The 16,115-nt window shown below is 47.9% G+C and carries 12 protein-coding genes and 1 pseudogene; 6 read left to right on the forward strand and 7 right to left on the reverse strand.

Annotated features, from left to right (window positions below; translation table 11 throughout):
• Positions 1-84 precede the first annotated feature (84 nt).
• The 3 genes from NNX04_RS06400 to NNX04_RS06410 all read right to left on the reverse strand — a co-directional run bounded on the left by NNX04_RS06400 (position 85) and on the right by NNX04_RS06410 (position 3,256).
• Positions 85-1,359 (reverse strand): valine--pyruvate transaminase, encoded by a 1,275-nt coding sequence (locus NNX04_RS06400; protein WP_261947850.1) that lies wholly within the window; start codon positions 1,357-1,359, stop codon positions 85-87.
• 135 nt (positions 1,360-1,494) lie between these two features.
• Positions 1,495-1,860 carry a response regulator gene (locus tag NNX04_RS06405; protein ID WP_040392178.1) on the reverse strand — a complete coding sequence of 122 codons (366 nt, stop codon included), beginning with the start codon at positions 1,858-1,860 and terminating at the stop codon, positions 1,495-1,497.
• Between the two features lie 100 nt (positions 1,861-1,960).
• The gene (locus NNX04_RS06410; RefSeq protein ID WP_261947851.1) at positions 1,961-3,256 is read right to left on the reverse strand and encodes a YihY family inner membrane protein; all 1,296 of its coding nucleotides are present in this window, start codon (positions 3,254-3,256) and stop codon (positions 1,961-1,963) included.
• 102 nt (positions 3,257-3,358) lie between these two features.
• On the opposite strand from NNX04_RS06410, the gene arsC reads away from it, so the two are divergent.
• From arsC to NNX04_RS06435, 5 genes are read left to right on the forward strand one after another with little or no spacing between them, the layout of a single operon-like run.
• Positions 3,359-3,724 carry an arsenate reductase (glutaredoxin) gene (gene arsC, locus NNX04_RS06415; RefSeq protein ID WP_261947852.1) on the forward strand — a complete coding sequence of 122 codons (366 nt, stop codon included), beginning with the start codon at positions 3,359-3,361 and terminating at the stop codon, positions 3,722-3,724.
• Positions 3,725-3,751: 27 nt separating this feature from the next.
• Positions 3,752-4,348, forward strand: a complete 597-nt coding sequence (wrbA, locus tag NNX04_RS06420) for an NAD(P)H:quinone oxidoreductase (protein ID WP_007642368.1) — start codon at positions 3,752-3,754, stop codon at positions 4,346-4,348.
• Between the two features lie 3 nt (positions 4,349-4,351).
• The gene (locus tag NNX04_RS06425; protein ID WP_007642370.1) at positions 4,352-4,804 is read left to right on the forward strand and encodes a DUF2069 domain-containing protein; all 453 of its coding nucleotides are present in this window, start codon (positions 4,352-4,354) and stop codon (positions 4,802-4,804) included.
• Between the two features lie 53 nt (positions 4,805-4,857).
• Positions 4,858-6,822 (forward strand): signal peptide peptidase SppA, encoded by a 1,965-nt coding sequence (gene sppA / locus NNX04_RS06430; protein WP_261947853.1) that lies wholly within the window; start codon positions 4,858-4,860, stop codon positions 6,820-6,822.
• A gap of 37 nt (positions 6,823-6,859) precedes the next feature.
• A complete protein-coding gene (locus NNX04_RS06435) occupies positions 6,860-7,399 on the forward strand; it encodes a lipocalin family protein (protein WP_261947854.1) in 540 nt (179 codons plus the stop codon).
• Positions 7,400-7,534: 135 nt separating this feature from the next.
• Here the strand turns inward: NNX04_RS06435 and lysS are convergent, their stop codons facing one another.
• Together lysS and prfB are read right to left on the reverse strand one after the other, a co-directional pair.
• Complete coding sequence (gene lysS / locus NNX04_RS06440) at positions 7,535-9,037, reverse strand: lysine--tRNA ligase (protein WP_007642376.1); 1,503 nt, start codon at positions 9,035-9,037, stop codon at positions 7,535-7,537.
• 49 nt (positions 9,038-9,086) lie between these two features.
• Positions 9,087-10,182, reverse strand: a protein-coding gene (prfB, locus tag NNX04_RS06445; RefSeq protein WP_151057110.1) for a peptide chain release factor 2 whose coding sequence is annotated in 2 segments (ribosomal slippage) — positions 9,087-10,109 and positions 10,111-10,182 — 1,095 coding nt in all. Because the reading frame shifts where the segments join, the coding sequence is not laid out codon by codon here.
• A 313-nt stretch (positions 10,183-10,495) separates the two neighbouring features.
• Between prfB and NNX04_RS06450 the strand changes: the two genes are divergently transcribed.
• A complete protein-coding gene (locus tag NNX04_RS06450; protein ID WP_261947855.1) occupies positions 10,496-11,941 on the forward strand; it encodes a glycoside hydrolase family 26 protein in 1,446 nt (481 codons plus the stop codon).
• Positions 11,942-12,058: 117 nt separating this feature from the next.
• Here NNX04_RS06450 and apbC read toward each other — a convergent pair.
• Positions 12,059-12,895: pseudogene (gene apbC / locus NNX04_RS06455) on the reverse strand (iron-sulfur cluster carrier protein ApbC); the annotation flags it as partial.
• A gap of 107 nt (positions 12,896-13,002) precedes the next feature.
• Positions 13,003-16,083, reverse strand: a complete 3,081-nt coding sequence (locus NNX04_RS06460) for an efflux RND transporter permease subunit (protein ID WP_261947856.1) — start codon at positions 16,081-16,083, stop codon at positions 13,003-13,005.
• Positions 16,084-16,115: the final 32 nt, after the last annotated feature.

Genomic DNA, 16,115 nt, shown 5'->3' on the forward strand with positions numbered 1-16,115 from the left:
CACTATTATTGTCGGTGTAGGTATGGTTGGTAGCCATTTATAAATAGCATAGTCACCGCAGATCACAACTATTTACTCGAACAATCAACCCGCTTCGCGATAAACACGGCGCACTTCATCGGCAATAATCGCCGCACCGCGCGCAACGGTTTCCGGCTCCTGACAATAGGTCACGCGGATACATTCATGGCGATGCGGCCAATCCTCCGCCAAACCGGGGAAAAAATGATGTCCGGATACCACCAATACTCCACGCGCTTTTAAACGCTGGTATAACAACTCACTACTGATCGGCAAATCCTTAAACCACAACCACAAAAAAATCGCGCCTTCAGGCTTGTGGATTAAACAAGGTAAATCGCCCAGTGCCGATTTAAACCTCGCCACCGCCATTTCCATTCGTGTGCGATAAAACGGCGCAACTACTTCGCGACTTAATCGCAATATTTTTCCGTCGCGCAATAAATGTCGTGCCACTGCCGGGCCAAAATTGCCCGTCGCTAAACTGAGAATAGTATTGGCTTTGGCAAAAGCTTGAATGATGGCAGGGTCGGCGATAACGATGCCAGTGCGCGCACCGGGCAAACCAAGTTTGGATAGACTCAATACCAGAATCGTATTGCTATTCCAGTGGGGTTGCGCATCCACAAATAAAATATTGGGAAAGGGTGTGCCGTAAGCGCCATCTACAATAAAAGGAACTTGATGCGCATGTGCAAGCGCATCGAGCTTAGTCAGCTCCTCATCGCTAATCACATTGCCAGTGGGATTGGTGGGGCGCGATACACAGAGCGCGCCCGTTTCGCTAGTGATTTTCAGCTCATCAAAATCCACATGGTATTTAAAAAAACCATCGTCCAATAATTCAATACTGGGGCGTGTCGCGGTAAAAAAATCCTCGCTAATGCCCAGGTCGCTGTAACCCAAATATTCCGGTGTGAGCGGCAACTGGATCTTCTTGTTGCTGCCATCGGCATAGTCGCCAGCAAATAAATTAAACAGTACAAAAAACGCCGCCTGACTGCCGTTGGAAAGCGCAATGTTATCGCGCGCTATCGCCCAACCGTATTCGTGATTAAGCAAATCGGCAATGGCGTCCAGCAATTGTGCATCGCCCTGTGGTGGCTGATATAAGCCAAGCAACTCATGCGCATCGCGCGGGTTGGCGAGTGTTGCATCCAGCGCGCTGGCAAACGCTTGTTCCATCGACGGGATTCGCGCCGGATTACCGCCGCCCATAAAAATCATCTCGGGATTTACCCGCAGCGCCTCGCCCAAATCATCCATCAAGGTGACTATGCCGGCATCGGTACATAATTTTTGCCCGAAACGCGAAAGTTTTAACGATGAAACACTCATTGATAACTACCCATAACAGCAGGAGTACACCCCCTGAAAAGCAAACACCCGTTGATTGATACCGCAAACCAGCGGGCAATCTAACGGGTGCCAAAGAAAAACTCTACCGCAGGAAAACCTGGCAGAAAAGCGTAACTAGATAAGACCAAATTTGCGTAAGGTTTCAGCCAACTTTTCAGGGTTAACCGGTTTATAAATAAAGTCCATAGCACCTAACTGCGTCACGCGCGCTTGGGCGTTAGGCTGAATATCACCCGAGATGACTATTACCATAGCGTCCAACCCTTCGGCTTTAATGGCCTCCAACACTTGATAGCCATCCATTTCCGGCATGGTCAGGTCTAAAAAGACCATTTCACCCTTGCCATCGCGAATAGCCTGCAACCCCTCAGCGCCGTTGGTGGCAAAGGTAATATCGACATCCCAATCGGCAGGTAGGGAGCGCGCCACCTGCTTGCGCGCCATCATCGAATCATCACAAATCAATAGAGGTGTAGCCATGGAGTTGCTGTATCTGTCAGTGGGAAAGTTGTTAGGAGTATAGCCAGTGAATTGGACGTCAGTCACTTTTTTAGCCAAGTTTATCGCACACAAATAACCATTAAGCCTCTCCGTGTTGGCTGAGTTTTGGAGGCACAGCGAGTTGCTCGGCTGGTGCAGGACTGTCAAAAAGCACACCCAGTTTGATCGCAAACAGCGAATTTATTTGCTGCTCCGCCTCGGTAAGTAATTGCAGACCAGCCTCCCCCCAAGGCAACTGGCGCAAGCTATCTTTCTCGGCTGGCAGCTGCCGCGGCAACTCAAGAATATCTGCCAACTGCTGCAAGCTAAGTAAATGAAGGTTCTGACTGAGTAAATAATCGCCCTGGTAGTTAGCCGTAATCACATGATGCCGCACCAATGCTTCGCAGATGCGCTGCCATTGATCAGCTGCCAAACCCTGCCGTAACAAAACCCGCTCGGGCACACTGGCACCCTCTTTGGCGGCATCATAACAACGCCACAGCACCAGTAATGCGGCAATCAGGTCGGGATACTTGCGATGACGCAAACCAATTTGATGGGCATTGATAGTGTGCACAAAGACCGCACCACCCAGCACTACAGTCCAAATCAGGTTTACCCACAACAAAAACAACGGCAGCGCTGCAAATGCGCCATACACCAAGGAAAAAGAAGAGTGACTGACTATCCAACTAAATGCTGCTTTTAAACCCTGGAAACCCAGCGTAGTGAAAAAACCGCCCACCAGGGCATGACGCACTGGCACCTTACAGTTGGGTACCGCCACAAATAGCAAAGTAAAGGCAGCCCAAGTGAGCACCCAGGGCGCAAATTGCAGTACCCACTCCACCAGGCCCAAATTATCGTAAGTGCCAACCAGTAATCGGAACGAGGCCAAATAAGTGCTCATCGCCAAGGCAGCACCGAGCAGCAACGGGCCAAGGCTCAATATCGCCCAATAGAGTAAAAAATTAGCAACCCCGCGACGGCCACGGGCAACACCCCAAATGGCATTAAAGTTTTGCTCGATATTTTTCAACATCAGATACGCTGACACTAACAAAAACACAAAACCGAATGCCGTCAGCTGACGCGCCTGCTGGGAAAACTCCTGCAGATATTTGCCTAAATCCTGCTCACTGTTAGGCAAAAAGTGCTGGAACAACAAGGTTTGCAGTTCTTCGCCCAAATCCTGAAATGCAGGAATCAACGAAAACATCGAGAAAGTCACCGTGAGCATAGGCACGGTGGCAAAGAGGGTAACGTAAGTCAGGGAAGCTGCACTTTTCTGGCAGGCTTTGATGCGATACTGGTGCACCATTAACCCGAAAAATCCCATTAGCCAGTGATAATTTTCAATCGCAAGGCGACGCAGGGTTTGCAACAACGGCATAAGGTTAAATCCTTAAAACAAGTCAGGGCTCAGCCGCTATAATCGCCGCACGGCTGTTCCCGGTGGATAGACGTTTAACAAAAAATTACTGTGGACTGATTAATGAAACATAACACGCTGATTGCACTCTACCACAACCCGCGCTGCTCCAAATCGCGCGAGGCATTGAACTTATTGCGCGAGCAAGGTGTTGAACCGGAAGTTATTCTTTACCTGGAAACGCCACTCAATGCCAAGACGTTGAAATCACTGCTTGCACAATTGGGCATAAGTGCACGCGCACTGTTACGTAAAAGTGAAGATGCCTACAAAGAATTAGGTTTGGCCGATCCAACACTGAGTGAGACAGCCTTGATTAATGCGATGGTTGAAAACCCCAAATTAATCGAGCGCCCGATTGCTATAAAAGACGGCAAAGCCGTGATCGGCCGACCACCAGAAAACGTTTTACAGTTGTTGACCCCCTAATTATTAATCGCCCCTGAAGGCTAATATATGACCGCTTATGTACTCGTGCTTTACTACAGTCGCCAAGGTTCTACCCTGGAAATGGCCAAACACATCGCGCGTGGGGTTGAACAAGTGGCGGGCATAGAAGCACGCCTGCGCACTGTCCCCGCTGTATCACCGGTTACTGAAGCCAGCGCACCCGCAATACCCGAAACTGGCGCTGTCTATTGCAGCGAAGACGACTTAAAACACTGCTCCGGATTAATTCTTGGCAGCCCTACCCGTTTTGGCAATATGGCCGCGCCCATGAAATATTTTTTGGATGGCACCAGCAGCCAATGGTTAAACGGCGATTTAATCAATAAACCGGCCGCTGTTTTTACCTCAACCTCTACCCTACACGGTGGGCAGGAATCCACACTGCTAACCATGATGTTGCCACTCCTGCATCAAGGTATGATTATCGCCGGAATTCCCTACAGCGAAGCGGGCTTATCAACTACCCGCACCGGCGGCACTCCCTACGGCGCATCCCATCTCGCCCCTGGCGATACCCCCAATAAACTTAGTAGTGATGAAATCGCCCTGTGCCAGGCACTGGGGAAACGCATCGCCACCTTAGCGCTTCAATTAAAAGGTTAAACCATGACTCAGGATTCACCGGACAATTCAGCCCAGCAGCCAGCAGCCAATGAAAAGCCCAAAAAAATACTCGTGATTACCGATGCCGATGCGGTGGTGCTGGAAAAAAAATTACGCCGCGGCCAGCTCATCTGCAACGCTAGCTACGTTGCCCTATTATTGATGCTGACAATTAATTATTTACTCAGCGATGACATGAAATTTGTTCATTGGTTGGTAGCCATACTGCCACTCGCGATTTTTATTCCAGGTCTACTCAAACCGCAACATCGCACCTACAGCTGGCTGTGTTTTGTATTGCTAATGTACTTTTTATTTTTGGTACCGCTATTGATGAGCTATTGGTCGCTGACCTACTGGTTAATGACTATTTTAGTGACGGTACTTTTTGTTGCCGCGATGATGACCAGTCGCTGGCTGCAATATTGGAACTATTACCTGTCGACCAAACAATGATTATCCATTCAAATTTTCATCGCTAAATTTCATTTTTCCCAAGGAATATTATTGTGTCTGTGAATTATTACGAACCGCCCTCGGCGCCACAGTCTGCAGCGCAGGCAGCGCCACAACCCACGAATCAACCCACATCGCAAGCGCCCGGCAATGGTGGTTACACTCCAAAGCCTAAACCATCGAATCGCTTGCGCCGTATTTTTGGTGGCATGGGCGCAGCGGTCACCACCCTGCGCAATACTCTCGCCAATATTATTTTTCTTATTATCCTGCTGCTGATTATTGCTGCCATCAGCGGTAAAGCTACACTGCCATTGCCCGATAGCTTTGCACTGCGCATAGCTCCCAGTGGTATTTTAGTAGATCAGCGCAGCTATATAGACCCAACCAGTTTGTTACTGTCCGATGAAAATCCGCAGGAAAGTGAAACGCTGGTCAGTGACATAGTTGCTGCGATTAATTACGCCGAAAAAGACAAGCGTGTCACTTTGTTGGTGCTGGAGCCAGGCCGTTTGCTCGGCGGCGGCATCAGCAAGCTCAACGAAATCGGCCAAGCGCTGGAAAGTTTTAAAGCAAGCGGTAAAAAAATTATCGCTGTGAGCGATAACTACTCCCAAGACCAATATTATCTTGCCAGCTTTGCCGATGAAATTTATTTGCATGAAATGGGCGTGGTAGAAATTACCGGCTATGGCCGCTACATGAACTACTACAAAAGTGCACTGGACAAACTCGGTGTAACTATTCACGCCTTCCGTTCCGGAAAATACAAAGACTATCTGGAACCCTATCTGCGCGACGACATGTCAGCCGAATCGCGCGAACACAACGCCCAGTGGATTAATGAACTCTGGGCTGGTTATACCGGTAATGTAGAGCGCCTGCGTCGTTTACCACCGGGCAGCATCAATGATTATGTCAACAATCTTGATGCACATATGGCGCTTACCGAAGGCGACAGCGCCAAACTCGCACTTGAAAAAGCCTTGGTTGATAAAATTGCACCGCGCCGTGAATTAATCTCAACCCTGATCGCAGAGGCGGGCAAAAATAAAGAAGGCGATAATTACAACGGTATAGATGTTAATTTTTATCTCGGCGACATGCGCAAAAAAGCGATCACTGAATCCGATAAAGTCGGCGTCATAGTCGCTGCCGGATCAATCCTTGATGGCCATCAACCCGATGGCAGCATTGGCAGCGAAAGCATGCTTGAATTACTGCGCCAAGTGCAGGACGACAAGAATATCAAAGCACTGGTGATTCGTATCGATTCCGGCGGGGGCAGCGCTTTTGCATCCGAAATTATTCGCAGTGAAATTATTGCGCTGCGCGACAAAAAAATTCCCATCTATATTTCCATGGGTTCAGTTGCCGCCTCCGGCGGTTATTGGATTGCCACCGCCGCCGATAAAATTTGGGCACAACCAACTACCATCACCGGCTCTATTGGTGTATTCGGCGCATTTCCTACACTGGAAAAATCGCTGGAAAAAATCGGTGTATATACCGACGGCGTAGGCACCACTGAACTGGCAGGCACCATGCGCCTGGATCGCCCGCTGTCAGAAAAAGCGGGCAAAGTGGTACAACAAAGTGTCGATAATATTTATCAGCGTTTTATTACCTTGGTTGCCGATGCGCGTGAGCAAGAAAAAGATGCTATCAATGAAATCGCACAAGGCCATGTCTGGACCGGAACCAAAGCCAAAGAAATCGGCTTAGTGGATGAACTCGGAACACTAAAAGATGTGATCAGAGCAATCGCACAGGAAGCAAAACTGGATACTTACAAAGTTGAATTTGTACAGCGCCCACTTTCACCAAAAGAAGAATTTTTACGCTCATTAACACAGGGGCAAGCGGGCGTACTACTCCCGAAATCACTGGTCAACAATTTTGTATCACTGAGCATTCTGAATGACATAAGCCCGGCGTTAAAACCACTGCAAGATTTGAAAAACATGAACGATCCGCAAGGTATTTATGTGCAATGCTTGGATTGTGTTGCACCCTAACCGATCAAAATTGATGTTTCACAAGGGGAAAAGATTCATGCCAAAGTACGGATTATTATTTGTGTTGTGCCTGCTGGTAGCATGTACGGGCATGCCCGAGAACATCAAACCAGTCGATAACTTTGATGCAAACCGCTACTTGGGTCAGTGGTATGAAATCGCTCGCCTTGATCATTCGTTTGAACGCGGATTAAGCCACATTAGCGCCACCTACAGCCTGCGTGAAGACGGCGGCATTAATGTACTTAACAAAGGATATTCTGTAGAGGAAAAGGCATGGCAATCTGCCGAGGGTAAAGCGTACTTTGTGGATAAAAAAGACCAAGGCTATTTAAAGGTTTCTTTTTTTGGCCCCTTCTATGGTTCTTATGTGGTATTTGAGTTGGACAAACAAGATTATCAATACTCACTGGTGAGTGGCCCGGACAAAAGTTATTTCTGGCTGCTGGCACGCACACCGGTTATTGATAAAGATCTGCAAACTGAATTAATTGCCAAAGCAAAAGCCTTGGGTTTTGCGACAGAACAATTAATTTTTGTGGATCATGACCCCACAAAAGTTCCCGCCGAAAATTAACTCTAAACAGCAATTGGCGCAATAAAAAAATCGGCAACACAGAACCAATAAAGCAGCGCCAATAACATTAATGTAGTAATTTCCAGTCAAAAAAATAGCGCCACAATGGGCGCTATTTTTTTACACGCGAATGAATTATTCCGGGCGCATATGTGGGAACAACAATACATCGCGAATGGACGGCGCATTGGCAAACAGCATAATCAAACGATCAATACCAATACCTTCACCCGCCGTTGGTGGCAAACCGTACTCCAACGCGCGCACAAAGTCAGCATCGTAGTGCATGGCTTCATCATCACCGGCATCTTTTTCACGCACTTGTTGCATGAAACGCTCAGCTTGGTCTTCCGCATCATTCAACTCAGAGAAACCGTTGGCCAATTCACGCCCACCGATAAAAAACTCAAAGCGATCGGTCACCGCCGGGTTGTGATCACTGCGACGTGCAAGCGGTGATATTTCAATCGGATATTCTGTAATGAAAGTTGGCTGATCCAGTTTATGCTCAACCGTTTCTTCAAAAATTTCGGTTTGGATTTTGCCGAGCGCAGTGCCGGGTTTAATTTTTAGCCCCAAGGCTTCTGCCGCTTTGGTGGCACCTTCAACACTGCTTAATTGCTCTGCCGTGATCTGCGGATTGTAGTGCAACACCGAATCAAACATAGACAAACGCACAAATGGCTTACCAAAATCGTATTCGCTGGTTTGGTATTTCAGGGTAGTTCCGCCAGTCACCTCGATGCACAGCTTGCGCAGCAAGTCTTCGGTCAGATCCATCAAGTCTTTGTAATCCGCATAGGCTTGATAGAATTCCATCATGGTGAATTCTGGATTGTGACGAGTAGAAACACCTTCGTTGCGGAAGTTGCGGTTAATTTCAAATACGCGCTCAAATCCACCAACCACCAAACGCTTCAAATACAACTCGGGTGCAATACGCAGGAACATTTCCATGTCGAGTGCATTGTGATGGGTAATAAACGGCTTGGCGGATGCGCCACCGGGAATCACATGCAGCATGGGTGTTTCCACTTCCATAAAACCGCAGCCGCTCATGTAATTGCGGATAAAACTAATGCACTGTGAACGCAACCGGAAAGTGTCACGCACTTCCGGGTTCACAATCAAATCGACATAGCGTTGACGGTAACGAATTTCCTGATCGCTCAGGCCATGGTATTTATCCGGCAGTGGACGCAAGGACTTGGTGAGTAATTGATACTCTTCCAAATTCACATACAAATCGCCTTTGCCCGATTTATGCAGCGCGCCTTTTACACCGACTATATCGCCAATGTCCCACAAACCCCATTTATCTTTAATCACTTCTTGCGCAGCTTTATCCGCATACAATTGGATTGAGCCATCACCGTCTTGTAACACCATAAACGGGCCGCGTTTGGCCATCACACGACCGGCAACACTGACTACATGATTCAGCGCTTCCAATTCTTCCTTGGTCTTTTCACCAAACTGTGCTTGCAAATCAATGCTCTTGTCGCCACGACGGAAATCGTTAGGAAATGCATTGCCCTTTTCGCGAATAGCATCAAGCTTACTGCGGCGTTCAGCGATCAGTTTGTTTTCGTCATGTGCATGCGCATCGGTTTGCGCTGATTGGGTTTCGTTGCTCATAGTCTTCACTGATGTTGAATTAAAAATAGTGGAGTGGGTCTGCAAAAAATTACAGGCCAGCCTTTAAACTTTCGACAATAAATTGATCCAGGTCGCCATCCAGTACCGCTTGGGTATTGGAGGTTTGGGCGCCGGTGCGCAAATCTTTAATGCGCGAGTCGTCCAGCACATAAGAGCGGATCTGACTGCCCCAGCCGATGTCTGACTTGTTGTCTTCCATCGCCTGTTTTTCAGCGTTGCGCTTTTGCATTTCCTGTTCATACATTTTTGCACGCAACATTTTATAGGCCTTGTCGCGGTTCGCATGTTGCGAACGCTCGTTCTGACACTGCACCACAATATTGGTAGGTATATGGGTGATACGCACCGCCGAGTCAGTTTTGTTAATGTGCTGACCGCCGGCACCGCTGGCGCGGTAAGTATCGATCCGCAAATCGGCCGGATTGATTTCAATTTCGATATTGTCATCAATTTCCGGCGAAACAAATACCGAACAAAATGAAGTGTGACGGCGATTGCCCGAATCAAACGGAGATTTACGCACCAGGCGGTGAACACCCGTCTCCGTGCGCAGCCAACCAAACGCATACTCACCTTCAAAATAAATGGTCGCACTTTTAATGCCAGCCACATCACCGGCAGAAACTTCTTCCAACGTGACCTTAAACCCTTTGGCTTCGCCCCAGCGCAAATACATGCGCAGTACTATCTCAGCCCAATCCTGAGCCTCAGTACCGCCAGAGCCGGATTGAATATCCAAGTAAGCATTGTTGGGGTCAGTTTCGCCGGAGAACATGCGGCGAAATTCAAGCTCAGCCAACTGCTTGTCCAAACGATCCAGCTCCGTTTGAACCTCGGCAACCATGGATTCGTCATCCTCTTCCACGGCCATATCCAGCAACTCACGGGAATCACGCACACCCACATCAAGGTCATCGATGGTTTTGACTACCATCTCCAGCGCTGAACGCTCGCGCCCTAACGCCTGAGCACGTTCGGGGTTATCCCACACACTCGGCTCACCAAGATCAAGTTCGACTTCCGCTAAGCGTTCTTTCTTGAGGTCATAGTCAAAGATACCCCCTAAGCACATTGGTGCGCTCAGTAAGGTCTTTAAGGGCATTTAATAAGGGATTAATTTCCATGATAGTGCGCAGTTTGATCCGGGTTTAGGCCTGAACAGGCAGAAAAAGCGAGGCGCGCATTCTACATGAGATGCCACTTCAGGCCAAATTCCACTCCCTCCTTTTTCATGGAATAAACAAAACAGCTCAGGTTCAAAAACGAGTGTTTACTTACCTACCCCCTTGATGACCTAAAACCAGTAATTTTTTAGCAATCCCCCATTTATGACTACCTGTATTTTTTTTAGCTAGGTATACTTCAAACAGTAACCGGTTACATTAGATCAACTGTAAACCGCTTTTTTACAAATAATCATAAGAATCCGGAGAACCCATGAAGCCCTTAGCCCAACTCCCTCTATCGCTCGTTTTGTTATCTATTGCTTTAGTATTAACCGCTTGTGGTGGTGGCGGTGGAGGTAGCGGATCAACACCTTCATCCGCTGCAGCTAGCGTAAATCCTAGCTCTATCGCTACAAGCTCCATCGCGCCCAGCTCTACGCCCGTATCGAGCAGCTCGTCAGTTCAGCCACCCTCATCATCTTCACAACAAATTAGTTCATCAAGCACAGCGCCTGTGGCTAGGTGCACTGTCGATGGAAAACAATGGAATATTTGTGTAACCGATAACAATGAATGGGGTTTTGAAGGGGGAAATTATTGTATCGCCCACAGTTTCTGCCCAGCCAATCGCACCAGCTTTCCTAGCTTGGAAGCACGTGACACGCCGGTTGATGATGCGGCCTCCGCCAAGACCAAGGCTATCTATAACTACCTGAAAAGTATTTGGGGTGAAAAGACACTGGCAGGCCAGCAAGACCTGACCTGGAAAGACGATATTGATATGGCGCAACGGGTGCACAACGATACCGGCAAATACCCTGCACTCATGGGTTATGACTTTATGAACTATGGCATGACCGCAAACTGGGTAGAGGGCTTGGAGCAAACTGAAGAAGCTATTGCCTATGCAAACAAGGGGGGATTGATCACCTTTTCATGGCACTGGCGCGACCCAGCGCTGCTCAATACTAACAGCGTCAATAGCGCAAACTTTTATGCGCGCGAATCTGATGCCAGCAAAAACACCAATTTCTCCATTCCTGTGGTTAACGGCGCACTTGACACCAGCAGCCCTGCCTACAATCAACTCAACGCCGGGATTGACCTGATAGCCGAAGAGCTAAAAAAACTCGCTGACGCGGATGTGCCGGTGCTTTGGCGCCCACTGCACGAAGCATCGGGTTACAACGGCGACGGCTGGTTTTGGTGGGGGCGCACACGTACCGATGGGGTACCACAATCACTGGCGCAGATTTTATTATGGCGCCACATGTATGACCGCTTGGTAAACCATCACGATATTCATAACCTGTTGTGGGTATGGAATGGCCAGAATGCCGCTTGGTACCCAGGGGATGATTATGTCGATATTGTCAGCCATGATATTTATGACAATAGCGACAACAAAACCTATAAATCGCAAATTGCCACTTATGACCAAGCGCGCAAATACCCCGTGGAAACCAAAATGGTTGCGCTGAGCGAGAACAGCTACATTCCCGACCCGGATAACATCACAGCTGATAGCGCGTGGTGGTTGTGGTTTATGACGTGGAACGATGGCAACTTTAATCAGACCACCTTGGTATCCGATACCCACGCCGACAATTTCTGGAGCGGTGAGTATTACAACACCAACGCGCACAAAACCAAGGTTTACACCCATAACAATGTGATTACGCTTGATGAATTACCTGATTTTAATCACGCGGATTAATTGCAATCCAGAACAATAATTCCGCTTAAAAGTAACTCACAATAAATAACTGCCACAAAAAAATGCCCGCTAACAACGGGCATTTACTTTTACCTGACAGATCTGAATGAATAACGATTAGTCATCACTCAATTCTATTGGCGGCAAATCACCACCACTTTCCTGCTGCTGTGCCACGATCACTAACAGTTTGCGTGCAATTTCACGATAGCGATGACTGATTGCTGAATTTGGATCTGCCGCAACTGATGGTTTTCCCGCATCTGCCTGAGTGCAAATAGATAGATCCAGCGGCAGTGAACCCAGTAACTGCGTTTGATAGGCACGTGCAATTCGCTCACCACCACCTTCACCAAAAATATGCTCGGCGTGACCACAATTGGAACAAATATGAACGGCCATATTTTCCACTACACCCAACACCGGCACATTGACTTTGCGAAACATCTCTATGCCTTTTTTAGCATCCAGCAACGCAATATCCTGTGGTGTTGTCACAATAACAGCACCAGTTACCGGCACTTTTTGCGCGAGGGTGATTTGAATATCCCCTGTGCCTGGCGGCATATCGATTATTAAATAATCGAGGTTATCCCATGCGGTTTGCATGAGTAGCTGCTGCAAAGCACCGGTCGCCATTGGCCCGCGCCACAACATAGGGGTTTCCTCTGTGACCAGATAACCCATGGAAATAGATTGAATGCCATGCGCTTCAATCGGCACCATTTTTTGCTGGCCTTGCTCGCCTATAATTTTTGGGCGCTGCTGACCCACTCCAAGCATTTGTGGTTGACTCGGGCCATAGATATCAGCATCCAAAATACCCACGCGCGCGCCCTCCGCGGCAAGCGCCAATGCAAGGTTCACAGCAGTAGTCGACTTGCCTACCCCGCCTTTGCCAGACGCTACGGCAATAATGTTTTTTACACCGGGAATCGATTGATTGTGACTAGCCATGAAATGCCTCCAAAAATAAACAGCCCGACATTAAAAATCGGCACACCCTAACAAAAAAGGGTGCCATGTGGCACCCTTTTTTGGAGCGGGAACTACCACTTGAATCAAGTGGTTTGCACCAACTCATCCAATTGCTCGTGGTCATGCTGGTGATCTTTCGCCAGCAGCATATACACCGAGGGCAATACAAATAACGTAAAGAATGTACCTATCGCCATACCTAGCACCAGAACAATACCAATCGCGTTACGCGCTTCTGCACCTGCACCGGAAGCAAAAATCAACGGTGTATGCCCCGCAATAGTTGCCACGCTGGTCATCATCACCGGGCGCAAACGCAGTGACGAGGCCTCACGAACCGCCTCCAACTTGGCCATACCCTGCTCTTGCAACTTATTGGCAAATTCCACAACCAAAATACCATTACGTGCAATCAACCCCATCAGCGTCACCAGACCCACTTGAGAGTAAATATTCAACGTGGTGGTAAAACCGTCGGTGAAAAATGGAATCGGCATGGGAATCTTCCAAAACGTAAACAACAGCGCACCAAACATCGCCAGCGGTACTGATCCCGCCAAAATAACCAATGGATCGCGGAAACTGTTGTATTGCGCAGACAACACCAAAAAGATCATCACAATTGCCATTAAGAATGCAGGCAAAAATGTATTGCCCTCACGCTTTAACTGACGCGACTCACCGGTGTAATCAATGGTGTAACTCTTGGGCAGAATTTTGCGCACTTCTGTCTCGAGGAAAGCCAGTGCCTCACCCAATGGCACACCGGGGACACCACTGATTTTGACAGCATTTAATTGCTGCATACGGTTGATAGTCCGTGGCTCGGTAGAGTGAGTAATTGTGGCAACCTGATCCAGACGAATAAGATTCCCATCTGGCCCGGTTACATAAAGATTTGCCAGATCATCAGGAGTCAAACGTTCAGCGCGTTTAACTTGTGGAATCACTTTGTAGCTCTGCCCCGCCATATTGAAGCGATTTACATAACCTCCGCCCAGCAAAGTGCCTACGTCGTTAGTTACTGTTTGCAGATCCAAACCAAGATCTGCCACTTTTTCACGATCAATATTCAATTTGTAATCAGGCTGATCCACTTTTACATCCAGTGTTTGGAAATAAAACTTGCCAGATTTCTGCATTATTTCCTGCACTTTTAATGCGTAATCATAAATTTCTTTAATATCTGCAGTTGAAGCCAATACAAATTCAACCGGGAATTGGCCACCACCAGGCAATGCAGGTGGAGTGATAGGTAGAATTCTTACACCGGAGATTTCTGCCAGCTTTTTTTGCACTTCCGGCATGATTTGAAATACATCGCGATCACGCTCCTCCCAAGGCTTAGTCACCATGCCAGAAAAACCGCCAGTGGGCATGGTCAGCTGGAAGGTAAAATCTGTCTCGGGAACACTCATAAACGCTTCATTCACTTGCTTCCCATAATGCGACGATTGGTCAACCGTTGAATTGGCTTGCGCATCCACAATGCCAAAAATAACACCTTGATCCTCAACGGGCGCCAGCTCTTTTGCCGACATCATGTACAGCGGGAAACACAGCAGCGTAATACCAATCCAAAAAATATAGACACCGGTACGATTTTCCAGACTCACTTTAAGTTTTTCTACATACCAAGCGCGGAAACGCTCAAAGGGCTTCTCCAGCGGTGCATTTAAACCCGTGTGAGGCTTTAGCATACGCGAACCCAACATAGGGGACAGCGTGATTGCAACAACCGCCGAGATAGTCACCGCGCCTGCCAGGGTGATGGCAAATTCGCGGAACAATGAGCCTATCAAACCACCTTGCAAACCGATTGGAATATAAACCGAAGCGAGCGTTACGGTCATGGCCAGAATTGGCCCTGCCAATTCACGTGCGGCGGTAATAGCTGCAGGAAAAGGTTTCATCCCTTCCTGGATATGACGCTCAATATTTTCCACCATAACGATGGCATCATCGACCACCAAGCCCACACACAATACGATGGACAGCAAGGTCAATAAATTAAGCGAGAAGCCGCACACCTGCATAATAAATAAGGCGCCGACAAGCGAGAGCGGAATCGCTAGCACCGGAATAATTACCGAGCGGCTAAATCCAAGGAAAAGAAAAATTACCACCACAATAATTAATAGCGTTTCCGTGAGGGTTTTAATAACCTCATTAATCGCTGCATCAATATATTCGGTAGAGTCGTAAGCCACAGTACCGCTCAAGCCAGTTGGCAACTCGGATTTAATGGCCTCCATTTCTTTGTTAACAGCCTTCATCACATCCAGCGCGTTAGCGTTGGGAGCGACCCATACGCCCATGAATACTGCGGTATCGCCTGAGAAATTTACTACTGTGTCATAATTTTCCGCACCCAAAGCGACGTCGGCAATATCGCTTAAGCGGATAATCCCATCGGCAGAATTACGAATAATTAATCGTTTAAATTCATCAACACTTTTCAGGTCGGTGTCTGCCCGCAGGTTTACCTGAGTGTAAGAACCGCGAGTTTGACCAACAGCGGCTTGCACATTATTGGCGGCAAGCGCAGCGCGAACCTGAACCGGTGTTACATTTAACGCCGCCATCCGCTCGGATTTTAGCCAAATACGCATTGCAAAGGTTCTACCACCTAATACATCCGCTTTTTGCACACCATTAATCGCAGTTAAACGCGGCTGAATAGAGCGAGTTAAGAAATCCGTAATTTGGTTTTGCTCAAGAATTTCCGAACTGAAACTCAAATAGGCAGCAGCAAATTGCGAATCGGCTGCTTCAATACGAATTGCAGGCACTTCGGCTTCTGGCGGTAAATAGCCACGCACCTGATTTACCTTGGCGGAAATTTCCGTCATGGCCTTGAGGGGATCGTAATTCAAACGCAAGTGGGCAGTCACGGTGGACATGCCCATTGCACTTTGCGACTCAATGTAATCAATACCGCCCGCTGAAGCGATGGCGCGCTCAATAGGTGTGGTAATAAAACCACGTACCAATTCAGCATTGGCGCCCACATAAACGGTATTAATAATAATTACAGAGATGTCACTGCGAGGATATTGGCGCACAGTCAAATTTGACCCGGCTTGAATCCCTAAAATTAAAATAAGCAGGCTCACCACTATGGCGAGAACCGGGCGCTTAATAAATACATCAGTAAATTTCATAACTTAGGCCCATTGGCGTTGAGGCTTGTGGA

Source organism: Cellvibrio sp. QJXJ (genome assembly GCF_024452345.1).
Classification (GTDB): Bacteria; Pseudomonadota; Gammaproteobacteria; order Pseudomonadales; family Cellvibrionaceae; genus Cellvibrio.

Coding starts and splice junctions, on each gene's coding strand:
- arsC (WP_261947852.1), top strand. CDS start 3,359: ATGAAACATAACACGCTGATTGCACTCTACCACAACCCGCGCTGCTCC.
- NNX04_RS06405 (WP_040392178.1), bottom strand. CDS start 1,860: ATGGCTACACCTCTATTGATTTGTGATGATTCGATGATGGCGCGCAAG.
- wrbA (WP_007642368.1), top strand. CDS start 3,752: ATGACCGCTTATGTACTCGTGCTTTACTACAGTCGCCAAGGTTCTACC.
- NNX04_RS06425 (WP_007642370.1), top strand. CDS start 4,352: ATGACTCAGGATTCACCGGACAATTCAGCCCAGCAGCCAGCAGCCAAT.
- NNX04_RS06460 (WP_261947856.1), bottom strand. CDS start 16,083: ATGAAATTTACTGATGTATTTATTAAGCGCCCGGTTCTCGCCATAGTG.
- NNX04_RS06450 (WP_261947855.1), top strand. CDS start 10,496: ATGAAGCCCTTAGCCCAACTCCCTCTATCGCTCGTTTTGTTATCTATT.
- NNX04_RS06400 (WP_261947850.1), bottom strand. CDS start 1,359: ATGAGTGTTTCATCGTTAAAACTTTCGCGTTTCGGGCAAAAATTATGT.
- NNX04_RS06410 (WP_261947851.1), bottom strand. CDS start 3,256: ATGCCGTTGTTGCAAACCCTGCGTCGCCTTGCGATTGAAAATTATCAC.
- NNX04_RS06435 (WP_261947854.1), top strand. CDS start 6,860: ATGCCAAAGTACGGATTATTATTTGTGTTGTGCCTGCTGGTAGCATGT.
- lysS (WP_007642376.1), bottom strand. CDS start 9,037: ATGAGCAACGAAACCCAATCAGCGCAAACCGATGCGCATGCACATGAC.